The organism is Burkholderia sp. Bp8991 (assembly GCF_003853795.1).
Taxonomy (GTDB): Bacteria; Pseudomonadota; Gammaproteobacteria; order Burkholderiales; family Burkholderiaceae; genus Burkholderia.
Genome location: NZ_QTQJ01000014.1, coordinates 40,985 through 62,717 on the forward strand (window position 1 = coordinate 40,985; position 21,733 = coordinate 62,717).

The following is a 21,733-nucleotide window of genomic DNA, read 5'->3' on the forward strand; positions in this document are numbered from 1 at the left end:
TGCCGCGTCTCGCGCGGCAGTGTGAAGATTGCGGATCAGGGCGAGATCATGCCTAGGCGTTTCTTCAACGACTGCGGTTTGCCCTCGAAGAGCGCCGCGTAGTAGACGGTGTTCGACAGCACGTTCTTCACGTAGTCGCGCGTCTCGTTGAACGGAATCGTCTCCGCGAAGATCGCGCCTTCGACCGGCTGCGTCAACACCTGGCGCCACTGGCGCGGCCGGCCCGGGCCCGCGTTGTAGCCGGCGGTTGCCAGCACCGGCGAGCTGTCGAAGTTGTTGTAGATGTCCGCCAGATACCAGGTGCCGAGCTGGATGTTGGTATTGATGTCGTGCATCTGCGCACGCGTGATCGTGCCCATCCCGAGCTTCTTCGCGACGAGCTGCGCGGTGGCCGGCATCAGCTGCATCAGGCCGCCCGCGCCGACCGACGAACGCGCGTTCGTGATGAAGCGCGACTCCTGGCGGATCAGCCCGTATGCCCATTCGATGTCGAGGCCCGACGACTGCGCGTAGCGCTCGACGATGTCACGGTACGGCGACGGGTAGCGCAGCGTGAAGTCGTGCTCGGCCTTCGTGCGGTCGGCCGTGTTGACGGTGCGGTCGAGCAGGTCGATGCGCTTGCCGTATTCGGCGGCCGCGAGCAGCTGGCGATCGGTCATCCCGCGCAGCGGCCAGTTCCATTCGCGGTTGCCTTCGAGACGCAGGTTCAGCCCGTAGAAGCGTTGCGCGAGCGCGAAGCCCGGGATCTTGCTCATCGCGTCGATGTCGCCATCGCTCACCTTCGTGCGCGGCGGGATCGACGTGCGCTGGCCGAGCTCTTCGCCGGCGAGCTGCCCGTAGAAGTTGTACTGGCCCGCGACCTGCTCGAATTCCTGGTTCGCCTGCAGCGTGTCGCCGCTCTGCTTGAGCGCGCGCGCATGCCAGTAGATCCATGCCGGATCGTCGCGCAGCGACGGCGGCATCTGTTCGATCGACCAGCGCACCATCGGCCAGTTGCCGGCGAGCAGCGCGGCGCGCGTGCGCCATTCGTAGCCCGGGTTCGACAGCGGCGCGTTCGCGGATTTCGCATACCAGACCGACGCGAGCGCCGAGCGCTTGATCGCGCCCTGGTAGCCGATCGCGCCCCACGCGATCGCCTGCTCCTGCTTCGTCAGCGAGCCGGCGATCGACGTCAGCATCCCGGCGGCCGCGTCCGGATCGTTGCGCGCCATGCGGCCGAGCGCGATCAGCGCGAGCTGGTGCGAGGCCGCGTCGGGGCCGACGCCGCGCGCGAGGTACAGCGGCGGCGCGCTGGTCGCCTGGTCGAAACCGACCGGGCGCGCGCCGAGCGCGTCGACGATCTTGCCGCCGAGCGTCGTGTAGTTCTGCTCGTACGCGAGGCGCGCCTGCTGCCACACGTCGTCGCTCGTGAACTGCTGGTTGACGGTGAGCGCCGTAATCAGGTCGACACAGGCGTCGCCGTAGTATTTCGGCTCGACGAGCAGCGCACGCGCCGCCTCGGCGACGTTCTCGCCGCGCGCCGCGCGCGATTCGAGCGCGTAGCACTTGACCTGCGTGTCGTCATCGAGCACGAAGCGCTTGTACTGGTCGTCGAAGTTGCGCCAGTCGTGACGCGCGCCGAGCACGAGCAGGTAGTCGTTGCGCAGGCGGTCGGCGATCGCCTGGCCGTCGTAGCGCTGCAGGAACGACTGCACCGGCGCGTCCGGTGCGTCGACGCGTGCGCGGCCGGTCGAATCGAACAGCTGCGGCTTGATCTGGAAATACTCGACGTAGGACGGGACCGGATAGTTCGGGATCATCGACGCGAGCTGCGCGGCCTTCGCGGCGTCGTTGCGGCGCGCGGCTTCGCGCAGCTGCACGAAGATCTGGTCGTCCCCGGCGAGCGTGTCGTCGCCCGGTGCGGCGCACGCGGCCGTGCCCGCGACGAGCGCGGCGGCCGAAAGCGTGAGCGCGACCGCGCGATATACTCGGAAAAGGCTGTTCGACATCGTTATGAATGGAGCACGAAGTGAGCGAAAGCATAGCATGCAACCCTGTGCCGAACCCGAAGGTTGCGCTGCGCAAAACGCTGTCCGGCGCGCGTCGCGACGCCGCATCGCAGCCCGCCGCGAACGCCGCGCTCGACGCGCGGCTGCGCCTGTTGCTCGAGCGCCTCGCGCCCGCGACGGTCGGCTTCTACTGGCCGCTGCCGGGCGAATTCGACGCGCGCGACGCGGTGCTCGCGTGGGCCGCGGCCGGCACGGGCCGCCGCGCCGCGCTGCCGGTGATCGGCGAGCGTCACACGCCGCTCGCGTTCCATGCGTGGGATGCGGATACGCCGATGCGCGAAGGCCATCACCGGATTCCGGAACCGGCGTCGGGCGTCGTCGTCGTGCCCGACCTGCTGCTGATTCCGTGCGTGGGATTCGATCTGCAGCGCTACCGGCTCGGCTACGGCGGCGGCTACTACGACCGCACGCTCGCGGTGTGGCCCGGCGACACGCTGCCGGTGACGGTCGGCATCGCGTATGAAGCGTGCCGCGTCGATGCGCTGCCAGCCGAGGCGCACGATCTCGCGATGCGCTGGATCGTGACCGACGGCGCGCTTTACCCGGCCGCCTGATGACGCGGCGCGCGCTGCTGCGTGAGCGGCATGCCGCGCGTCACCGCGCTCACCCTCCCGTCCGCAATCGTTTACAGCGACGCCGCCGCGCGCGCGGCCGTGTCGTAGAGGCCCGATGCGTGGCGCAGCAACTGCGCCGCGTCGCCGATCTGCTCGTTGGTGAGGCCGCTGTCCTTGAGCGTCTCGATCAGGCAGTGCTCGCGCACCTCCCGATACTTCAGGCACAGCTCGCGGCCCGCCTCGGTCGCGAAGAAGAACACCTCCTTGCCGCTCTTCTCGCTCTTCACATAGCCGCGCGCGATCAGTTTTTTCAGCGCATAGGTCGCGACGTGCGTATCCTCGATATTGAGCACGAAGCAGATGTCGGCGAGCTTCTTCTTGCGTTCGCGGTGGCTCACGTGATGCAGCAGCGACACCTCGACCGCCGTCATGTCCTTCGCGCCCGCGGCCGACATGCAGCGCACCATCCAGCGGTTGAATGCGTTGCCGGCCATGATGAGCCCGTATTCGAGTTCCGACAGCTCCGCGCTCGAATCGGAAACGAGGTGTTCGGATGACACGATCTTGGTCGCAGGACGCTTCATGGAAAGGCGGAGCAAGCCGGATGACAGGGTGTGCCGAGTGTACGCCAGAAGCCCGGACATACGGGCTAGGCGAAAACGCTTATTGGGAAGTTGTCGATATTTTATTGACAATGTGCGCTAACATTGCCGTCCGAACCGTGCCAGTCCGATGACGCAACCCCGCATTTATCCGCTCGGCGATGCCGCCCTCGTCTGCGAGGTACCGCCGCCCGCCACGCTCGATTGCCAGCGCCGCGTCTGGGCCGTCGCCGAGGTCGCGCGCGCGTGGCCCGACGTGATCGACGTCGTGCCGGGCATGAACAACCTGACGATCGTGTTCGACGCGCTCGCCACGACGGCCGACTCGCTCACGCCGGCGCTGCGCGACGCGTGGGAAACCGCCGACGTCGAGCACGCGGACGGCCGGGAAATCGACATCCCGGTCGAATACGGCGGTGCCGCCGGTCCCGACCTCGCGGCCGTCGCCGCGCACACCGGGCTGTCGGCAGACGAAGTCGTCGCGCGCCACGCGGCGGGCGCCTACGTCGTCTTCTTCGTCGGCTTCCAGCCGGGCTTCGCGTATCTCGGCGGCCTCGATGCGTCGCTGCACACGCCGCGCCGCGCGGCCCCGCGCCTCGAGGTGCCGGCCGGCTCGGTCGGCATCGGCGGCGCGCAGACGGGCATCTATCCGGCCACGTCGCCCGGCGGCTGGCAGCTGATCGGCCGCACGTCGCACGTGCTGTTCGACCCGGCACGGCCGCAGCCGACGCTGCTGCTGCCCGGCGACCGCGTGCGCTTCACCATTGCCGGAGTCGACGCGACATGAGCCAGAACACCGCACCGGGCACGATCGAGGTCGTCCGCGCCGGCCCGCTGTCGACCGTGCAGGATCTCGGCCGCCGCGGCACACGCCATCTCGGCGTCGCGCAGGGCGGCGCGCTCGACGGCCTCGCGCTCGAGGTCGGCAACCGGCTGGTCGGCAACCGCCCCGACGCGGCGGCCGTCGAAATCACGATCGGGCCGGCCGCGTTCCGCTTCACGCGCGCGACGCGCATCGCGATCACCGGCACCGAATTCGGCGCGACGCTCGACGGCCGGCCCGTGTATTCCTGGTGGAGCCTGCCGGTCGACGCCGGGCAGACGCTCGTGCTGCCGGCCGCGAAACGCGGCATGCGCGGCTACCTGTGCATCGCGGGCGGCATCGACGTACTGCCGATGCTCGGCTCGCGCAGCACCGATCTCGCGTCGCGCTTCGGCGGCCTCGGCGGCCGCGCGCTGCGCGACGGCGACCGGCTGCCGGTCGGCGTGCCGCCGGCCGGCGCCGGCTGCCTCGCGGCCGACGCGCCCGAATTCGGCGTGAAGGCGCCCGCGTGGTGCGCGTTCGTGCGCGTCGACGAACCGCCGCGCCGCCACCGGCCCGCGCATGCGCCGTGGGCGATGCCCGTGCGCGTGCTCCCGGGCCCCGACTACGCGTCGTTCGCGGCCGATTCGCAGCAGGCGTTCTGGGACGAGGAATGGCTCGTCACCGCGAACAGCAACCGGATGGGCTATCGTCTCGCCGGCGCCGAACTGGTGCGCGAGCGGCCGGTCGAGCTGCTGTCGCACGCGGTGCTGCCCGGCACGATCCAGGTGCCGCCGAACGGCCAGCCGATCGTGCTGATGCACGATGCGCAGACCACCGGCGGCTATCCGAAGATCGGCACGGTGATCCGCGCGGATCTCTGGAAACTCGCACAGGCGCGGCTCAACCTGCCGATCCGCTTCGTGCGCACGACACCCGACGCCGCGCGCGCCGCCCTGGTCGCAGAACGTGCCTATCTGCGCCAGATCGACGTCGCGATCGAGATGCGCGAGGAAACGCGCCGCCGCGCGCAATCGCGTGCAGCGTGACAATGACGGAAGCAGGACGAAGGACGCGCCACGCACCCGTGGACGAGGAACATCATGGAAATCGATCTGAATGCCGATCTCGGTGAAGGATGCGGATCGGACGAGGCGCTGCTCGACCTCGTCACGTCGGCGAACATCGCGTGCGGCTGGCATGCAGGCGGCGCCAATGCGATGCGCGACTGCGTGCGCTGGGCCGTGCAGAAAGGCGTGTCGATCGGCGCGCACCCGAGCTTTCACGACCCGGAGAATTTCGGCCGCAAGGAAATGCAGCTGCCGGCCGGCGACATCTATGCGGGCGTGCTGTACCAGCTCGGCGCGCTGTCGGCGATCGCGCAGGCCGAGGGCGGCCGCATCGCGCACGTTAAGCCGCACGGCGCGCTGTACAACCAGGCCGCGCGCGACCCGCTGATCGCCGACGCGGTGGTGTCCGCGATCCACGACTTCGATCCGTCGCTGGCCGTGTTCGGGCTCGCGAACAGCGTGTTCGTCGCGGCCGCGCGCCACGCGGGGCTCGCCGCGGTGGAGGAAGTATTCGCCGACCGCGGCTACCGCGCGGACGGCTCGCTCGTGCCGCGCAACCAGCCCGGCGCGCTGATCGACGATGAAGAAGCGGTGCTCGCGCGCACGCTCGACATGGTGCGCGAGCGGCAGGTGCGGGCAGTGAGCGGCGAGTGGGTGCCGCTCAACGCGCAAACGGTCTGCCTGCACGGCGACGGCCCGCATGCGCTCGCGTTCGCGAAGCGGATCCGCGCGGCGCTCGAAGCGGCGGGTGTCGATGTCGTCGCGCCCGGCGCGCTGCAGGCCGGCGAAGACGCATGATGACGTGACGCGTCGTCGAAGCGCTCAGCCGTCGCAGGTCGAAAACCGCCGCCACAAAAGAAAAAAGCGCCCTCGTGGCGCTTTTCTGTTAGCGCAATCGCCGCGGACTTCGCCGTCTGTCGATTCGCCCCCCCGAAACCGTCTGTCGACGGTGACCGGAAACATGCTCCGGATCAAAAAACGTCCGCCGCCGCCCGCTTGCTGCTTCCCCCGGTCGGACGACGGAACGTTGCTTATGCCGCAAGTCTGTCGCATGCATTTGTTGTGCCGACGATGTTTGGCCCCGCCGTGCATGCAGACACTCCGCGGCCGGCACGTTACATACGTGCCGGCTACGCTAACCCCGCGCTTTGTTTTCTGCTACCCCGTAGAACTTATCTATTCTTTTCATTTTTTCAACTTGTGGGATGAAGAATAGAGATTGGCAGAACCGGATGTCAATCGTTTTAAACGCTATTTCCTGAAGATTCGAGGGTTTTCCTTATCGAGCCGCGTGGCCGCGCGGGCGCCTCGCAGCGCGTGCATCTCGTCGATCAAACAGGGGAGGATCGGCGCGCGGTGCGCGGCGCGATCAGTTCGCGTCGACCTGATACCCTTGCTGGCGCAACAATTCGAGCACGCCGCGCGGGCCGCCCAGATGCAGCGCGCCGATGGCCACGAATACCGGCCGGTTCGGCGCGGCGATTGCCGTCATCCGTGCAACGAAGCGCCGGTTGCGCTCGTACAGGATCTTGTTGTCGATCGACGCCGACAGCGCCTTCGAACGGGCCAGCCGCTCGCTCTTCGCGACCGCCCACGCCGAGATCGCGTCGGCGTCGCCAATTCGCCACAGCCGGTGCAGCGCCTTGATGTCGTCGGCGTTCTGCGCCGGGGTCTGCACCATGTCCTGCGCGAGCATCTCGCGCTGCTCGGCGAGCGTCAGTCCGGTGAACGCGCGCATCTGCTCGGCGAGCGTCTCGAGCCCGATCACGCGGCCGCCCTTCTTCTTCAGGAACACGTTCTGCAGCTGCGCCTCGGTGCCGTACTCGGTCTGCAGGCCGGCCGCCAGCGAGTCGTAGGTTTCGACGACCAGCGCCGCGAGCCACGGCCGCATCCGGCGGATCTCCGCGAGCGCGGCCGGGTTGCCGCGCAGGCGCGCCGCGAGGCGCTGCCACTGCGGCTCGGGCAGCAGGCGCTGCAGGCACGGGTAGCGGCACACGCCGTACTTCGACACGTCGTCCTGCGATTCGAGGAGGTCATCCGGCGACAGCTCGAGCGCGAGCGTCGGCGACGCGGCGAGCGCCGCGAGGATGCGCGGCCGGAACGGCTGCGCGGGCGGATAGTCGGACGGGTCGCCCGTGTGCAGCGTGCCGAGCACGTACAGCGTGACCCTGCCCCGGGTCGCGACATAGAACGGCATGCGCGCGGGCTGCACGCGCACCGTGCCGCGCGCGACCGTGCCGTTCGACACGGACGGCACGTGGAAGCCCGGCAGGTTCATGCCGGGCGGCGGAACCTGCGACGGATGGATCGGCGAACTCGCCGGCGCGCGCCTTTCGGCACGCGCGGCGTCGACCGGGACCAGCACGCTGGCCGCCACGCACGCGCCGGCCAGCGCCGCGCCCGTGACCGTGCGCACGCTCCAGCGCCGTGCGTTGCGGCACGCGCGCATCACGCGCGCGCGGCCGCCCCCCGAACGGCGCACGCCAGGCGCGCGCGCCGCCAAACCATCAGGCATTCACCTCCCCTACCTCCTCGGCGCGATGGCAGGCCACGCGGCGTCCGTCGACGTCGCGCAGCTGCGGTTCCTCGACGCGGCAGCGCTCGACCGCGTACGGGCAGCGCTGGTGAAACGCGCAGCCCGACGGCGGATTGAGCGGCGACGGCAGCTCGCCCTGCAGCTTGATCTGCACGCGGCGGTCTTCCTCGAAGATCGCCGGCGTCGCCGACATCAGCGCGCGCGTGTACGGATGGCGCGGATGCGCGTAGATCGTCGCCTTGTCGCCGAGCTCGGCGACGCTGCCGAAGTACATCACCATCACGTCGTCGGCGACGTGCTCGACCACCGACAGGTTGTGCGAGATGAACACGTAGCTCGTCTTGAACTGCTCCTGCAGGTCCATGAACAGGTTCAGGATCTGCGCCTGGATCGACACGTCGAGCGCGGACACCGGTTCGTCGGCGACGACGATCCGCGGATCGAGGATCATCGCGCGCGCGATCGCGACCCGCTGGCGCTGGCCGCCCGAGAACATGTGCGGATAACGCTTCGCGTGCTCGGGCCGCAGGCCGACCGTGCGCATGATCTGCGCGACGCGCTGCGCGCGTTCGGCGGCCGTCAGGTTCGCGTTGATCTCGAGCGGCTCGGAGAGCGTCTGCTCGACGGTCTTGCGCGGGTTCAGCGACGCGAACGGGTTCTGGAACACCATCTGTACGCGGCGGCGCAGGTCGGCGACCGTCTCGCGGCTCGCGCCGGCCACGTCCTTGCCGTCGATCGTCAGGTGGCCCGAGGTGGGCGTCTCGATCATCGTGAGCTGGCGCGCGAGCGTCGATTTCCCGCAGCCCGACTCGCCGACGACGGCGAGCGTCTTGCCGCGCTTGAGCGTGAACGACACGCCGTTCAGCGCCTTCACGGTGCCCTGCCCGAACATCCCGCGCTTGACCGTGTAGTGCTTCGCGAGCCGGTCGGCGACCAGCACCGCTTCCTCGTCGTGCGGCGTGGCACGCGTTTCGTGGACTGCATTCATCGTGCGCCTCCCGTCAGGTCGAGGTTGGAAACATTGAGCGGCTTGATGCAGCGCGCGCGCATCGCATCGTTGGCCGGCACCAGCGTATCGAGCGCCGGACGCGCCTTGCGGCAATCGTCGACGACGTACTTGCAGCGCGGCGCGAACAGGCACCCGGACGGGCGATCATCGCGGCCCGGCACCATGCCCGGCAATGCGGCAAGGCGACGCGCCCCCTGATTGTGCTCGGGAATCGCCGCGAGCAGCGCTTCGGTATACGGATGATGCGGCGCACGGAAGATGTCCGGCACGCGATTGGTCTCGATGACCTCGCCCGCATACATCACGGCGACGCGCTGCGCGACCTCCGACACGACGGCCAGGTCGTGCGAGATCAGCACGAGCGCCATCCCGCGCTCCTTCTGCAGCTTCACGAGCAGGTCCATGATCTGCGCCTGGATCGTCACGTCGAGCGCGGTGGTCGGCTCGTCGGCGATCAGCAGCTTCGGGTTGCACGCGACCGCCATCGCGATCATCACGCGCTGGTTCATGCCGCCCGACATCTGGTGCGGGAACGCCGTGATGCGGTTCTTCGCATCCGGAATGCCGACCTGGTCGAGCAGCTCGAGCGCGCGCCGGTGCAGCGCGTCGCCGCGCAGGCCTTCGTGCAGCTTCAGCACCTCCTTGATCTGGTAGCCGACCGTGTAGCTCGGGTTCAGGCTCGTCAGCGCATCCTGGAACACCATCGCGATGTCCTTGCCGACGATCTTGCGGCGCGCCTTCGGCGACGCCTTCAGCAGGTCCACACCGTTGAACGTGACCTCGTCGGCCGTCACCTTGCCCGGCGCATCGATCAGGCCCATCAGCGCCATCATCGTCACGCTCTTGCCGGAGCCCGATTCGCCGACGACGCCCACCACCTCGCCCGGCGCGATCGACAGGTTGATCCGGTCGACCGCGGGCAGGCCGTTGAAGTTCACCGCGAGATTGCGGATAGTCAGTAGATCTTGGCTCATGGTCACGCCATCCGCTTCAGTTTGGGATCGAGCGCGTCGCGCAGCCCGTCGCCGAGCAGGTTGATCGCGAGCACCGAAATCAGGATCGACAGGCCTGGCATCGTCACGATCCACCACGCGTTGTCGATGTAGTCGCGCGCGGACGCGAGCATCGCGCCCCACTCGGCGGTCGGCGGCTGCACGCCGAGGCCGAGGAAGCCGAGCGCGGCCGCGTCGAGGATGGCCGACGAGAAGCCGAGCGTCGCCTGCACGATCAGCGGTGCCGTGCAGTTCGGCAGCACCTGCGAGAACATCAGGCGCAGCGTGCCGGCACCGGCCACGCGCGATGCCGTCACGTACTCCTTCTGCAGTTCGCCGAGCGCGGATGCGCGCGTGAGGCGCACGTAGGCCGGCAGCGCGACGATCGCGATCGCGAACATCGTGTTGGTGAGGCCCGGTCCGATGATCGCGACGACCGCGACCGCGAGCAGCAGCGACGGCAGCGCGAGCAGCACGTCCATGATGCGCATCACGGGCGTGTCGGCCCACTTCTGGAAGAACGCGGCGATCAGCCCGAGCACGATGCCGGGGATCAGCGCGAGCACGACCGACACGAAGCCGATCCAGAACGACATGCGCGCGCCGAACATCAGGCGCGAAAGGATGTCGCGGCCCGCTTCGTCGGTGCCGAGGATGAACTGCCAGTTGCCGCCCGCGAGCCATGCGGGCGGGATCTTCACGTAGTCGCGGTATTGCTCGACCGGGCTGTGCGGCGCGATCAGCGGCGCGAACAGCGCGACGAGGATCAGCACCAGCACGACGATGCCGGCGCCGACGGCGCCGCGGTTGCGCGAGAAGTTGGCCCAGAACTCGCGCAGCGCGAGCGCACGGCCGCCGGCCGGCGCGGATTCGCTCGGCAGGGTGTTTTGCAGATTGCTCATGGAATTACCTCGTGTGGCGGATGCGCGGATTCAGCACGCCGTACAGCAGGTCGACGACCAGGTTCACGACGATCACGAGCGTCGCGATCAGCAGGATGCCGCCCTGGACGACCGGATAGTCGCGGCGGCCGATCGCATCGATCAGCCACTTGCCGACACCGGGCCACGAAAAGAGCGTCTCGGTCAGCACGGCGCCGGCCAGCAGCGTGCCGATCTGCAGGCCGATCACGGTGACGACCGGGATCAGCGCATTGCGCAGCGCATGCACGACGACCACGCGCACGGGCGACAGGCCCTTCGCGCGCGCCGTGCGGATGTAGTCCTCGCGCAGCACTTCGAGCATCGACGAGCGCGTCATCCGCGCGATCACCGCGAGCGGGATCGTGCCGAGCACGATCGCCGGCAGGATCAGGTGGCTGACCGCCGATTTGAACGCGCCTTCGTCGGGTGCGAGCAGCGCGTCGATCAGCATGAAACCGGTCGGATGCGGGAAATCGTATTCGACCGCGATGCGGCCCGACACGGGCGTCCAGCCGAGGTACGACGAAAACACCATGATGAGGATCAGCCCCCACCAGAAGATCGGCATCGAGTAGCCGGTGAGCGCGGTGCCCATCACGCCGTGATCGACGACCGAGCCGCGCCGCAGCGCGGCGATCACGCCGGCCGGCAGCCCGACCGCGAGCGCGAACACGAGCGCGCACAGCGACAGTTCGACGGTCGCCGGGAAGCGCGCGAAGAATTCGCCCGCGACGCTGGTGTTGGTGATGATCGACGTGCCGAGGTCGCCATGCAGCGCCCGGCCGATGTAGTGGATGTACTGCAGGGGCAGCGGCTGGTCGAGCCCGAGGCGTTTCATGGCCTCCGCATGCATCGCGGGATCGACGCCGCGCTCGCCCATCATCACTTCGATGGGGTCGCCCGGTATCAGGTGAATCAGCGCAAACGCCAGGATGGTGATGCCGATGAAGGTCGGGATCACCATGCCCACGCGGCGCAACACGAATGTGAACATGATGCGTCTCGTATTTTCTTGTGGGAAATGTACGACCGGCGACGAGGGGCTTTTGGCCCCTCGTCGCCGGATGATTTCAAGCCGGTCTTCTCAAGACGACAGCTTACGCCAGGCCGGTTACTTCACGCTGACACCGTCGAAACGCGCATAGCCGAGCGGCTCGATGCGCATGTCGACCACGTTCTTGCGTACCGGCTGGTAGACCGTCGAGTTCGCGATCGGCGAGAACGGCAGCTGCTGCGCGAAGATCTGCTGGGCCTGCGTGTAGATCTTCGTGCGCGCGTCCTGGCCCGTCGTCGTGCGACCCTTCTGGATCAGGTCGTCGAACGGCTTGTAGCACCAGTGCGAGAAGTTGTTGCCCTTGATCGCCTCGCAGCCGAGCAGCGTGCCGAGCCAGTTGTCGGGGTCGCCGTTGTCGCCCGTCCAGCCGATCAGCATCGTGTCCTGCTCGCCCGTGTGCGCGCGCTTGATGTACTCGCCCCACTCGTACGTGACGATCTTCGCCTTCACGCCGATCTTCGCCCAGTCGGCCTGGATCATCTCGGCCATCAGGCGGGCGTTCGGGTTGTATGCGCGCTGCACCGGCATCGCCCACAGCGTGATGTCGAAACCGTTCGGATAGCCGGCCTTCGCGAGCAGCGCCTTCGCCTTCTCGGTGTCGTTCGGGGCCATCTTCAGGTTCTTGTCGTACGACCATTGGGTCGGCGGCATCGGCGCGCTGGCGGCCTGGCCGGCACCCTGATAGACGGATTCGAGAATCGCCTTCTTGTTGATCGCCATGTCGAGCGCCTGACGCACTTCGAGCTTGTCGACCGGCTTGTGCTCGACGTTGTACGCGAGGTAGCCGAGGTTGAAGCCCGGCTGCGACGGCATGTCGATGCCCGAGTCGGCCTTCAGCGCCGCGATGTCGGCCGGACGCGGATAGCTCATCACCTGGCATTCGTTGCGCTTGATCTTCTGCACGCGCACGCCCGGGTCGGGCGTGATCGAGAAGATCAGCTTCGACAGCTTCACCGCGCCCTTCTTCCAGTAATCAGGATTGCCATCGAAACGGATCGTCGCGTCCTTCGTATAGCTGCGGAAGATGAACGGGCCCGTGCCGACCGGCTTCTGGTTGATGTCGGCGGCCTTGCCGGCCTTCATCAGCTGGTCGCCGTACTCGGCCGACAGGATCGACGCGAATTCCATCGCCATGTTCTGGATGAACGGCGCGTTCGGCTCGGACAGCGTGAACTTCACGGTGTACGGATCGACCTTCTCGATCTTCGTGATCAGCTTGTCGAGGCCCATGTCGGTGAAGTACGGGAACGACACCGGGTAGGCCTTGCGGAACGCATTGTTCGGATCGAGCATGCGCTCGAACGAGAACACGACGTCGTCCGCGTTGAATTCACGCGTCGGCTTGAAGAAGTCGGTCGTGTGGAACTTCACGCCATGACGCAGGTGGAACGTGTACACCTTGCCGTCGGACGAGACGTCCCACTTCTCGGCGAGGCCGGGCTCGACCTTGGTGCCGCCGCGCTCGAATTCGACGAGGCGGTTGTAGACGGTGAACGTGGCGGCGGTGAAATCGACGCCGGTCGTGAATTGCGCGGAATCAAAACCCGCCGGGCTGCCTTCTGAGCAGTAGACGAGCGTTTTGTTCGGGATCTGTGCGAATGCAGAACCCGCGACGCCGAGCGATGCCGCTGCCACGCCTGCGATGGCGGTAACACGCAGGGTGTGCAACAGACGGTTGTATTCCATGTTTCCTCCAGGTCTCCAGATCGGAACCGGTCCCCCTGGGGGCCGGGTACGCGGATATTACTTGAGCTAGCGATTTTGCAACAAGCTGGAGAAAAAACTCTTCTAGACGCGCATCCACGCGGGTTTTTGCCGATGTCTTGCACACGCGAAAAGTGCCTCTGCGCGCACGAGCGGCCATTTCGTTCATCCCGCGCATGTTTCGTTCGACAACTAAACAATTCGGGCGCGAACGCAGAGGGTTGTCGCGCCGTGTTCGCGGCCAGTCCGCACATCGTTGCGGCTTCCGAAACGATGCATGCGATGCAATGCAACCGTCAGGCCGGCGCGTCGAGATCCGCGCTGCGCGCGGGCACGAATGCGACCGCGACGATCGACAGTGCGATTCCCGCCATCACGTAATAGGTCGGTGCGAGCGGCGTGCCCGTCACCTTGATCAGCCACGTGACGATGAACTGCCCGAAACCGCCGAACAGCATCACCGCGACGTTGTACGCGATCGACAGCCCGGTCGAGCGCACGTTGGCCGGGAACAGCTCGGCGATCATCGCGCCGAACGGCCCGTAGTAGCCGGCGAGCGTCACCGACAGCACGGCCTGCACCACGATCAGCCGCGCGATGCTCGGCGCCGCGTCGAGCCACGCGAACAGCGGATACATCAGCACGAGCGTCAGCCCGAGCGACCACAGCGACAGACCCTTGCGGCCGATGCGGTCGGACCATGCGCCCGCGACCGGCGACAGCACCATCAGCAACAGGTTGCCGATGATCACCGCATAGAACGATTGCGCATACGGCAGCTTCAGCTGCTTCACCGCGAAGGTCGGCAGATAGCTGATCAGCACGTAGACCGTCACCGTCAGCGCGATCACCGAGCCGAGCCCGCACAGCACCTCGCGCGGATGGCGCGTGAACACTTCGCCGAGCGTTGCGCGGCGTGCGCTTTGCTGTGCATGCAGGAACGCTTCGGAATCGGCGAGATGACGGCGGATGTAGAAACCGATCGGGCCGATCACGAGCCCGAGGATGAACGGCACGCGCCAGCCCCAGCTGCGCAGCGCGTCGTGCGACAGCCCGCGCGTGACGGCCGCGCCGACGAGCGCGCCGATCAGCAGCGCGCCCGCCTGGCTCGCCATCTGCCAGCTGCCGTAGAAGCCGCGTTTCGAGAACGGCGCGGCTTCGATCAGCAGCGCCGTTGCGCTACCGAATTCACCGCCCGCCGAGAAGCCCTGCAGCAGGCGGCCGAGCACGATCAGGAGCGGGCCGCCGATGCCGATCGCCGCATAGGGCGGCGCGATCGCGAGCAGGAAGATGCCGGCCGTCATCAGCAGGATCACGAGCGACAGCGCGGCCTTGCGGCCCGCGCGGTCGGCGTACAGCCCGAACACGATGCCGCCGATCGGGCGCATGAAGAACGCGACGCCGAAGGTCGCGGTGCTCAAGAGCAGCGACGAGTATTCGCTGGTCGTCGGGAAGAACAGTTCGGCGATCACGACGGTCATGAAGCCGAACACCGTGAAGTCGTACCACTCGAGCGCGTTGCCGATCACGGCGGCGACTACCGCGCGGCGGTTCAGCGCGCGCTCGGGCCGGATCGTTTTCGTTGAATTCGCAATCGTCGCCATGCGAGCCTCGTTCTCGTGAATCCGCCGTATCGGGCGCGGCGCGCGGAGGGCCCGCGGCGCGTTGGTTTGCAGCGAGTGTAGAAAGCGACGGAACCGTTTTCAAGCATAAAAAACGCCCGCCATCGTCCGATGGCGGGCGTTTTGCGGTTTTCGCCACATTGCGGCATCGCACGATGCCGCCGCGGGCATCAACCCATCTTCGAGAATGCGCTGCACCAGCCCTTCGCCGATACCTGCTTGCCCGGGAATGCACCGCAGGGGCCCGACGCCGAGCCCTTCTTGCCCTGGTACAGCATGCAGGCCGCGCAATCCTGGCCCGCTGCGTATTTCGGATACTTCGTCTTGTCGACCTTCGTCGCATCGGCCTTGTAGCCGAGCGCCACGGCGGTCGGATCCGTTTCCGACAGCATCGGCGCATCGGCCAGCGCTTCGCGCGACAGCGCCAGCGCGGACACGGCGCCGATGCTCGTGATCAGGAAACTCCGACGGGATGTTTTCATGGGGGACTCGCTCCAACGTTATCGGTTTGAAAGCCGTTCTGGCGACGGCCGTTCAACAGAATAACGCTCAAGCGCATGAATGTGCGCGCCGAAATGCCGGAGATAAGGGATTTCACACAAGGGATTTCACACGGGTCTCGCCCGGGGTTTCGCACGGCCGGCCCGCACGGATGCGGGCCGTGAGTGTCAGCCATGCGACGTCATGTCGGCGACGCGCTGCCCGAGCGCGAGCGACGCGGTCAGCCCCGGCGACTCGATGCCGAACAGGTTCACGAGGCCGCGCACGCCGTGCTGCGCCGTGCCTTGCACGATGAAGTCGGCCGGCGGCTCGCCGGGCCCCGCGAGCTTCGGCCGGATCCCCGCGTAGGCCGGCTGCAACGCGTCGTCCGGCAGGTCGGGCCAGTACGTGCGGATCGACGTGTAGAACGCCTGCGCGCGCGCCGGATCGACTTCGTAGCGCAGCGCATCGACCCACTCGACGTCCGGGCCGAAGCGCGCCTGCCCGGCGAGATCGAGCGTCAGATGCACGCCGAGCCCCGCGCGGTCGGGTATCGGATAGACGAGATGCGAGAACGGCGCGCGGCCGGACAGGCTGAAGTAGTTGCCGCGCGCGAGATAGAGCGGCGGCACCCAGCGCGGATCGAGGCCGCGCGTGCGGCGCGCGAGCGCCTGCGCGCCGAGGCCCGCGCTGTTGATCACGCACGCGGCCTCGATTTCGGTCGGCGCGTCGCCGCCGGTGCGCACGACGAAGCGGCCGCCGCGCAACACGTCGATCGACTCTACCGGGGATTTCAGCGCGCACACCGCGCCGTCGCGCTCCGCGTCGCCGAGCAGCGCGAGCATCAGCTGGTGGCTGTCGACGATGCCGGTGCTCGGCGAAAACAGCGCCTCCACGCAATCGAGCGCGGGCTCGAGGGTCTGCGCCTCGGTACGCGTGAGCGGCATCAGGTCGAGCACGCCGTTTTCCGCCGCGCGCGCGGCGATCGCCTTCAACTGCTTCACCTGCGCGGCGCTTGTCGCGACGAGCAGCTTGCCCACGCGCCGGTGCGGCACGTGACGCGTCTCGCAGAACTCGTACAGCAGGTCGCGCCCGCGCACGCACGACATCGCCTTCAGCGAGCCGCGCGAGTAGTAGAGCCCCGCGTGAATCACCTCGCTGTTGCGCGAACTCGTGCCCGTGCCGATTGCGTCGGCCGCCTCGAGCACGATCGTTTCGCGTCCGCGCGCGGCCAGCTCCCGCGCAATCGCAAGACCGACGACACCCGCGCCGATCACCACACAATCCATCTGCTCCATGGCGTTTCGCGTCGCTCACGCGTCGAGGGGAGAGAAGAGAATTGTACGTCCCGGTTCGCCCGCCTGCCGAACGCGCTTGCATCGGCATGTCGCGTGCGCCGCGCCGCACGGCGCGACGCGCGCAGGCCGCGGCGAGGCGCGCGCCGCCGGCTCAGAACCCGATCGGCCGGCGCTTCGCCGCGCCCTCGTCGGCGCGGATGTCGGACGGTGCGATCACGTCCCGGCCGTCGAGCCGCGCGGCGCCGAACGCATGCAGCAGCGCACGGCGCATCGTGCGCGGCGGCGTCGCGGCCAGCACGTCGAGCGCGTCGTCGTCGAGCGTGTCGGGGAAGCGCCGCCCCCACGCGTGCGACGTGCGGATCTCGTCGTAGATCGTCTGCGCGATCCGGCGCGCGCCGGCCGCGTCCGGCGGCGCGATCTCGTACACGTTCATCCGGTTCAGCAGCGGCTCCGGGATCGCCTGCGCATCGTTCGCGGTCGCGACCCAGATCACGTTGCCCGCATCGATCGGCACCTCGGCGAATTCGTCGACGAACGCGCGCGCGGTGTCGTGCTCGAGCAACGCGTACAGCGCGCCGAGCGGATCGTATTGCGCGTCGCTGCCCGCCTTGTCGATCTCGTCGACCGCGATCACCGGGTTCGCGTAGCTGCCGTTGACGAGCGCTTCGAACACCTTGCCGGGCTTCGCGTTCTTCCATTGCGACGATGCGCCCGACAGGATCCAGCCGGCCGTCAGCGAACTCATCGGCACGTAGTGGTACGCGGTGCCGAGCAGCTGCGCGAGCGCCTTCGCGAAATGCGTCTTGCCGATGCCGGGCGGCCCGAGCAGCAGGATCGGCATCAGTTCGAGCCGGTCGTCGGTCTCGAGGCACAGCGCGACCTGCTTGCGCACGTCGTCGAGGGGTTCGGTGAAATTGGGCAGCGCGTCGCCGAGTTCGTCGAACGACGGCATCCGGTTCGGCTTCACGCAAAAGCGCAGATTGCCGGTCTTGAGCATCCGCTCGTAGGTGGCGCGCAGTGCGTCGCTCGCGCTCTCGTTCAGCTCGTTCAACGCGGTCTCGACCTGCTCGAGGTCGTACACCGTGCTGAAGGACGCCACCGCCAGTTCCTGTTTCACCATCGCCGTCGTCATACCAACCTCGCCGCTGCTGCCGTCACACGATCATCAGACCCTTACGATTTCAGTGTAGCGATCCCGCATCGGCGTGCAAGCAAGCAGCCACCGCGGTCTGCTGCTAACACCGTGCGCGCGCTGCGGCGTCGCGCCGCGCGGCGTATGATCGATGGTTCACCGGCCGTCGCGCCGGCCTCGCCACGGCGCCCGCACGGCGCCGCGCGCTTCGTCTCGAAGGGTTGCCGATGTCCGTCCCCGCTGCTGCCCCGCGCGTCGATCCCGACGCGATCCACGCCGTCGACGCTGTCGACGCCGCGCTCAAGTCGCGCCGCGCGATTCGCGCGTTCCTGCCGACGCCCGTGCCGCGCGACACGCTCGAGGCGATCCTCGAAGCCGCGAGCCGCGCGCCGTCGGGCACCAACATCCAGCCGTGGCACGTGTACGTCGCGACCGGCGCGACCCGCGACGCGCTCGCCGCGGCCCTCACAGCGGCATACGACGATCCGGCGCGCGACGAGAAATACGTCGCCGAGTACGACTACTATCCGCGCGAATGGGTGTCGCCGTACATCGACCGGCGCCGCAAGGTCGGCTGGGACCTGTATGGTCTGTTGAACATCGGCCGCGACGAAAAGGCCCGCATGCACGCGCAGCATGCGCGCAACTTCCGCTTCTTCGATGCGCCGGTCGCACTGTTCTTCACGCTCGACCGCGTGATGACGCACGGCGCATGGCTCGACTGCGGGATGTTCCTGCAGGGCGTGATGACGGCCGCGCGCGCACGCGGCCTCGACACCTGCCCGCAAGCCGCGTTCGTGCCGTTCCACCGGATCGTCGCCGAGCATCTCGGCATCCCGGCCAACGAGCAACTCGTGTGCGGGATGTCGCTCGGCCATGCGGACCCGCACGCGATCGAGAACCGCCTCGTCACCGAGCGCGCGAGCGTCGCCGAGTTCGCGCGCTTTTTCGCTTGAAAACGCGTGACGCGCACCTACCTTTCGATCAGGACCAGATCGTGCTGCGAACCCGCGGCGACGCATCGTGTCACGCGACCGTCCGGATCGATCGGGCGTAAGATGTGCGTCCGTTCCCCGCTACCCCGCGTTTCCGGAGAAGTTTCATGCTGAAACACGGCCTGGCCGTCCTGCTCGCGAGCGCCGCGCTCGCGGCCCATGCGCAGAGCGCCGCACCGGCAGCCGTCGCATGGGAGATCCAGGTGGTGCGCGACGGTCAGACGATCGACACGTTCCAGCAACGCACCACCGTCGGTCAGACCCGCACCGACACCCATCGCTATCCGTCCGCCGTGCCCGTCGGCTGCGGCAACGCCGCGCGCGTCGTGCCGACCGAGCGCTCGCGCTCGGTGACGGTCGCGCCGCTCACCGTCGACGACGCCGCCCGCACCGTGTCGCTCGCGCTCGACGTGCAGGAAACCCTCGACGACGAAAACGCGACGCGCAGCGATCCGTGCGTGCCCGCGTCGCCGCGGCAGATCGTCGCGAGCCATCCGGGGCTGTCGGTCGGCGGCGACGCATGGACCGACTGGACCCTCGTCGAGCAACGCCCGCATCTCATCTACCGCGTGCGCGCGCACGTCGCGAAGGACTGAGCGCCATGTCCGCCGACGCCCTGTCCCTGCCGTTCGCCGAACCGCACGCCGCGCCCGACGAAATCACCGCGGTCAGCTGGAACCTGCACAAGGGCCGCTCGCCGCTCGGCTTCACCGCATGGAACGCGATGCGCAACTGGATGCAGTCGACGCACGCCGACGTGTATTTCCTGCAGGAAGCGATGGCGCGCCGCATGCCGCGTCCGATGCTCGCCCCCGGCTTCGGCGCGCCGATGGACGACGCGGTCGACGACGTGTGGCACTGCCAGGCCACCGAGATCGCGCAGGCGCTCGACTGGCAGATCGCGCTCGGACCGAACGTGTTCAAGCCGTCGTGGCGGCACGGCAACGCGATCCTGTCGCCGCACCCGCTCGACCTCGGCGGCCGCTGGGATATCTCCGCGCACCGCTTCGAGCGGCGCGGGCTGCTGGTCGCGCGCGCGACGCTCGCCGGCGCGCGGCCCGTCACGCTCCTGTGCGCGCACCTCGCGCTCACGCGTGCGGCGCGGTTGCGCCAGATGCACTGGATCGCGCACTGGATCGTGCGCAACGCGGGCGACGACCCGCTCGTGCTCGCCGGCGACTTCAACGACTGGCGCAACGATTCGGTCGCGCTGTTCGCCGAGATCGGGCTGTCCGAGGTCGCGACGCTGCTCGGCGAGTCGGGCCGCACGTTCCCCGCGTTCTCCCCGGCGCTCGCGCTCGACAAGATGTTCGTGCGCGGGCTGACGCCGCTCGAATGGCAGGCGCCGTCCGGCGAAACCGCGTGGCTGTCGGACCACCTGCCGTATATCGCGCGGCTGCGCCTCGATTCGCAGTGACGCGGCAGCACCGCATGCCCGCGACTACCGAAGCGCATATCGCAGCGGCCGGTTCACCTGCCTGACCGGCTCGCAAGCGTGCGCGTCCCGGACCAGCGTGTTCGCGGCGCGAAGCTCGCTGCCGATTACTGAAAGCTGTTTGCAAGATTCCGTTGCGCCAAATCCGCGCAGCCGCGCGGGTCAAGCCCGCATCTGCCCCAAGCAGGGTAAAATAAAGAGTTCCTCAAACGTCTGTCATCGAGAAGGCGCGTGTCCGACGCGCCGGCCGGCCGATCCGCGATCGGGCCGACGCACTCGGTTTTTTTGCCCGTTTTTGGGCCCGTTACACGCGTCCGCTACGCGCGTCCGTTTTCAAAGCCATGAGCAAATACGACACCGCCACCGTCCAATCCGTCCATCACTGGACCGACACGCTTTTCAGCTTCACCTGCACCCGTGAGCCGAGCCTGCGCTTCAACAACGGCGAATTCACGATGGTCGGCCTCGAGGTCGACGGCAAGCCGCTCGCGCGTGCCTACTCGATCGTCAGCCCGAACTACGAAGAGCACCTCGAATTCTTCAGCATCAAGGTCCAGAACGGCCCGCTGACGTCGCGCCTGCAGCACCTGAAGGTGGGCGACTCGGTGCTGATCGGCAAGAAGCCGACCGGCACGCTCGTCGCCGACAACCTGCTGCCCGGCAAGACGCTGTGGATGCTGTCGACCGGCACGGGCCTCGCGCCGTTCATGTCGATCATCCGCGACCCGGACATCTACGAACGCTTCGACAAGGTCATCCTGACGCACACCTGCCGCCTGAAGGGCGAGCTGGCGTACATGGACTACATCAAGCACGACCTGCCGGGCCACGAGTATCTCGGCGACATCATCAAGGAAAAGCTCGTCTACTACCCGACGGTCACGCGCGAAGCGTTCGACAACGAGGGCCGGATCACCGACCTGATCGCGACGGGCAAGCTGTTCACGGACCTCGGCGTGCCGGCGTTCTCGCCGGAAAACGACCGCGTGATGCTGTGCGGCAGCACCGCGATGCTGAAGGACACGACCGACCTGCTGAAGCAGGCCGGCCTCGTCGAAGGCAAGAACAGCGCGCCGGGTCACTACGTGATCGAGCGTGCATTCGTGGACTGACCGAACCCCGAATTTGTGCCGTATCAAGAACCGGAGCAAAAGCTCCGGTTTTTTTTCGTCCCTACTTGGCGAATTCGTAACAAACTGGGACTATTCCATGTCAAATCGTTACATTTGGATACGCGCAACGCCGGTGCTTTCGTGTCGGTGTTTTTCCTACAGCCAGCTTCATTCCGATTATTCACATTTACCCTTAAACCTCCGTCTGACATGACCTTTTCAAAATTTTTGAGATATTATTCGGCCCGCATGGTTAGCGTCGGGACGGTCATTGAAGGGTCGGACTCAAACGTTACAAATTGTAACTTCTGTTACCTCGGCAAGGGACGATTCTCTGACGGCGACCGTCATCGAAACGGCAGCCG

Annotated in this window: 20 protein-coding genes; 8 read left to right on the plus strand and 12 right to left on the minus strand. The window is 67.5% G+C overall.

Annotated elements, in window-relative coordinates:
* Nucleotides 1-35: 35 nt before the first annotated feature.
* Nucleotides 36-1,988, minus strand: a complete 1,953-nt coding sequence (locus DIE02_RS17595; RefSeq protein WP_124486656.1) for a lytic transglycosylase domain-containing protein — start codon at nucleotides 1,986-1,988, stop codon at nucleotides 36-38.
* An 8-nt stretch (nucleotides 1,989-1,996) separates the two neighbouring features.
* Between DIE02_RS17595 and DIE02_RS17600 the strand changes: the two genes are divergently transcribed.
* A complete protein-coding gene (locus DIE02_RS17600) occupies nucleotides 1,997-2,602 on the plus strand; it encodes a 5-formyltetrahydrofolate cyclo-ligase (protein ID WP_044847864.1) in 606 nt (201 codons plus the stop codon).
* Nucleotides 2,603-2,673: 71 nt separating this feature from the next.
* On the opposite strand, the gene DIE02_RS17605 is transcribed toward DIE02_RS17600, so the two are convergent.
* Nucleotides 2,674-3,186 carry a winged helix DNA-binding protein gene (locus DIE02_RS17605; RefSeq protein ID WP_059448486.1) on the minus strand — a complete coding sequence of 171 codons (513 nt, stop codon included), beginning with the start codon at nucleotides 3,184-3,186 and terminating at the stop codon, nucleotides 2,674-2,676.
* Nucleotides 3,187-3,334: 148 nt separating this feature from the next.
* Here DIE02_RS17605 and pxpB point away from each other — a divergent pair, with 148 nt between their 5' ends.
* Genes pxpB through pxpA form a run of 3 tightly spaced genes read left to right on the plus strand, consistent with a single transcriptional unit; the run spans nucleotide 3,335 to nucleotide 5,874 of the window.
* Complete coding sequence (gene pxpB, locus DIE02_RS17610; protein ID WP_044847862.1) at nucleotides 3,335-3,991, plus strand: 5-oxoprolinase subunit PxpB; 657 nt, start codon at nucleotides 3,335-3,337, stop codon at nucleotides 3,989-3,991.
* Nucleotides 3,988-5,055: a biotin-dependent carboxyltransferase family protein gene (locus DIE02_RS17615; protein ID WP_124520540.1), complete on the plus strand. Its 1,068-nt coding sequence runs from the start codon at nucleotides 3,988-3,990 to the stop codon at nucleotides 5,053-5,055. The genes pxpB and DIE02_RS17615 overlap by 4 nt, the downstream gene beginning before the upstream one ends.
* 54 nt (nucleotides 5,056-5,109) lie before the next feature.
* A complete protein-coding gene (pxpA, locus tag DIE02_RS17620; protein WP_124486658.1) occupies nucleotides 5,110-5,874 on the plus strand; it encodes a 5-oxoprolinase subunit PxpA in 765 nt (254 codons plus the stop codon).
* Between the two features lie 571 nt (nucleotides 5,875-6,445).
* On the opposite strand, the gene DIE02_RS17625 is transcribed toward pxpA, so the two are convergent.
* The 10 genes from DIE02_RS17625 to DIE02_RS17670 all read right to left on the minus strand — a co-directional run bounded on the left by DIE02_RS17625 (nucleotide 6,446) and on the right by DIE02_RS17670 (nucleotide 17,826).
* Nucleotides 6,446-7,591, minus strand: coding sequence for a TraB/GumN family protein (locus DIE02_RS17625; RefSeq protein ID WP_124486659.1), 1,146 nt, complete (start codon nucleotides 7,589-7,591; stop codon nucleotides 6,446-6,448).
* Entirely contained in the window at nucleotides 7,584-8,600 is a 1,017-nt protein-coding gene (locus tag DIE02_RS17630) for a peptide ABC transporter ATP-binding protein (protein ID WP_044848858.1), read from the minus strand. The genes DIE02_RS17625 and DIE02_RS17630 overlap by 8 nt, the downstream gene beginning before the upstream one ends.
* Nucleotides 8,597-9,595 (minus strand): ABC transporter ATP-binding protein, encoded by a 999-nt coding sequence (locus DIE02_RS17635; RefSeq protein ID WP_044848857.1) that lies wholly within the window; start codon nucleotides 9,593-9,595, stop codon nucleotides 8,597-8,599. Before DIE02_RS17635 ends, DIE02_RS17630 begins: the two co-directional genes overlap by 4 nt.
* A gap of 2 nt (nucleotides 9,596-9,597) precedes the next feature.
* Entirely contained in the window at nucleotides 9,598-10,515 is a 918-nt protein-coding gene (locus tag DIE02_RS17640; protein ID WP_044848856.1) for an ABC transporter permease subunit, read from the minus strand.
* Nucleotides 10,516-10,519: 4 nt separating this feature from the next.
* Complete coding sequence (locus tag DIE02_RS17645) at nucleotides 10,520-11,530, minus strand: ABC transporter permease subunit (RefSeq protein WP_044848855.1); 1,011 nt, start codon at nucleotides 11,528-11,530, stop codon at nucleotides 10,520-10,522.
* Between the two features lie 117 nt (nucleotides 11,531-11,647).
* Nucleotides 11,648-13,276 (minus strand): ABC transporter substrate-binding protein, encoded by a 1,629-nt coding sequence (locus DIE02_RS17650; RefSeq protein ID WP_044848854.1) that lies wholly within the window; start codon nucleotides 13,274-13,276, stop codon nucleotides 11,648-11,650.
* A gap of 314 nt (nucleotides 13,277-13,590) precedes the next feature.
* On the minus strand, nucleotides 13,591-14,898 hold the full coding sequence (locus DIE02_RS17655; protein ID WP_124529598.1) for an MFS transporter: 1,308 nt from the start codon (nucleotides 14,896-14,898) through the stop codon (nucleotides 13,591-13,593).
* Nucleotides 14,899-15,086: 188 nt separating this feature from the next.
* Nucleotides 15,087-15,398, minus strand: a complete 312-nt coding sequence (locus tag DIE02_RS17660) for a high-potential iron-sulfur protein (protein ID WP_021163765.1) — start codon at nucleotides 15,396-15,398, stop codon at nucleotides 15,087-15,089.
* A gap of 186 nt (nucleotides 15,399-15,584) precedes the next feature.
* The gene (locus tag DIE02_RS17665) at nucleotides 15,585-16,694 is read right to left on the minus strand and encodes an NAD(P)/FAD-dependent oxidoreductase (RefSeq protein ID WP_124486661.1); all 1,110 of its coding nucleotides are present in this window, start codon (nucleotides 16,692-16,694) and stop codon (nucleotides 15,585-15,587) included.
* 151 nt (nucleotides 16,695-16,845) lie between these two features.
* Nucleotides 16,846-17,826, minus strand: coding sequence for an AAA family ATPase (locus DIE02_RS17670; protein ID WP_044848851.1), 981 nt, complete (start codon nucleotides 17,824-17,826; stop codon nucleotides 16,846-16,848).
* 227 nt (nucleotides 17,827-18,053) lie between these two features.
* Between DIE02_RS17670 and DIE02_RS17680 the strand changes: the two genes are divergently transcribed.
* The 4 genes from DIE02_RS17680 to DIE02_RS17695 all read left to right on the plus strand — a co-directional run bounded on the left by DIE02_RS17680 (nucleotide 18,054) and on the right by DIE02_RS17695 (nucleotide 21,368).
* On the plus strand, nucleotides 18,054-18,782 hold the full coding sequence (locus DIE02_RS17680; RefSeq protein WP_124486663.1) for a nitroreductase: 729 nt from the start codon (nucleotides 18,054-18,056) through the stop codon (nucleotides 18,780-18,782).
* A 146-nt stretch (nucleotides 18,783-18,928) separates the two neighbouring features.
* Nucleotides 18,929-19,417, plus strand: coding sequence for a hypothetical protein (locus DIE02_RS17685; RefSeq protein ID WP_124486664.1), 489 nt, complete (start codon nucleotides 18,929-18,931; stop codon nucleotides 19,415-19,417).
* Nucleotides 19,418-19,422: 5 nt separating this feature from the next.
* Nucleotides 19,423-20,238 (plus strand): endonuclease/exonuclease/phosphatase family protein, encoded by an 816-nt coding sequence (locus DIE02_RS17690; protein ID WP_124486665.1) that lies wholly within the window; start codon nucleotides 19,423-19,425, stop codon nucleotides 20,236-20,238.
* Between the two features lie 359 nt (nucleotides 20,239-20,597).
* Nucleotides 20,598-21,368, plus strand: coding sequence for a ferredoxin--NADP reductase (locus DIE02_RS17695; protein ID WP_059535031.1), 771 nt, complete (start codon nucleotides 20,598-20,600; stop codon nucleotides 21,366-21,368).
* The last annotated feature ends 365 nt before the right edge of the window (nucleotides 21,369-21,733 follow it).

Coding starts and splice junctions, on each gene's coding strand:
- DIE02_RS17595 (WP_124486656.1), bottom strand. CDS start 1,988: ATGTCGAACAGCCTTTTCCGAGTATATCGCGCGGTCGCGCTCACGCTT.
- DIE02_RS17600 (WP_044847864.1), top strand. CDS start 1,997: ATGGAGCACGAAGTGAGCGAAAGCATAGCATGCAACCCTGTGCCGAAC.
- DIE02_RS17605 (WP_059448486.1), bottom strand. CDS start 3,186: ATGAAGCGTCCTGCGACCAAGATCGTGTCATCCGAACACCTCGTTTCC.
- pxpB (WP_044847862.1), top strand. CDS start 3,335: ATGACGCAACCCCGCATTTATCCGCTCGGCGATGCCGCCCTCGTCTGC.
- DIE02_RS17615 (WP_124520540.1), top strand. CDS start 3,988: ATGAGCCAGAACACCGCACCGGGCACGATCGAGGTCGTCCGCGCCGGC.
- pxpA (WP_124486658.1), top strand. CDS start 5,110: ATGGAAATCGATCTGAATGCCGATCTCGGTGAAGGATGCGGATCGGAC.
- DIE02_RS17625 (WP_124486659.1), bottom strand. CDS start 7,591: ATGCCTGATGGTTTGGCGGCGCGCGCGCCTGGCGTGCGCCGTTCGGGG.
- DIE02_RS17630 (WP_044848858.1), bottom strand. CDS start 8,600: ATGAATGCAGTCCACGAAACGCGTGCCACGCCGCACGACGAGGAAGCG.
- DIE02_RS17635 (WP_044848857.1), bottom strand. CDS start 9,595: ATGAGCCAAGATCTACTGACTATCCGCAATCTCGCGGTGAACTTCAAC.
- DIE02_RS17640 (WP_044848856.1), bottom strand. CDS start 10,515: ATGAGCAATCTGCAAAACACCCTGCCGAGCGAATCCGCGCCGGCCGGC.
- DIE02_RS17645 (WP_044848855.1), bottom strand. CDS start 11,530: ATGTTCACATTCGTGTTGCGCCGCGTGGGCATGGTGATCCCGACCTTC.
- DIE02_RS17650 (WP_044848854.1), bottom strand. CDS start 13,276: ATGGAATACAACCGTCTGTTGCACACCCTGCGTGTTACCGCCATCGCA.
- DIE02_RS17655 (WP_124529598.1), bottom strand. CDS start 14,898: ATGGCGACGATTGCGAATTCAACGAAAACGATCCGGCCCGAGCGCGCG.
- DIE02_RS17660 (WP_021163765.1), bottom strand. CDS start 15,398: ATGAAAACATCCCGTCGGAGTTTCCTGATCACGAGCATCGGCGCCGTG.
- DIE02_RS17665 (WP_124486661.1), bottom strand. CDS start 16,694: ATGGAGCAGATGGATTGTGTGGTGATCGGCGCGGGTGTCGTCGGTCTT.
- DIE02_RS17670 (WP_044848851.1), bottom strand. CDS start 17,826: ATGACGACGGCGATGGTGAAACAGGAACTGGCGGTGGCGTCCTTCAGC.
- DIE02_RS17680 (WP_124486663.1), top strand. CDS start 18,054: ATGTCCGTCCCCGCTGCTGCCCCGCGCGTCGATCCCGACGCGATCCAC.
- DIE02_RS17685 (WP_124486664.1), top strand. CDS start 18,929: ATGCTGAAACACGGCCTGGCCGTCCTGCTCGCGAGCGCCGCGCTCGCG.
- DIE02_RS17690 (WP_124486665.1), top strand. CDS start 19,423: ATGTCCGCCGACGCCCTGTCCCTGCCGTTCGCCGAACCGCACGCCGCG.
- DIE02_RS17695 (WP_059535031.1), top strand. CDS start 20,598: ATGAGCAAATACGACACCGCCACCGTCCAATCCGTCCATCACTGGACC.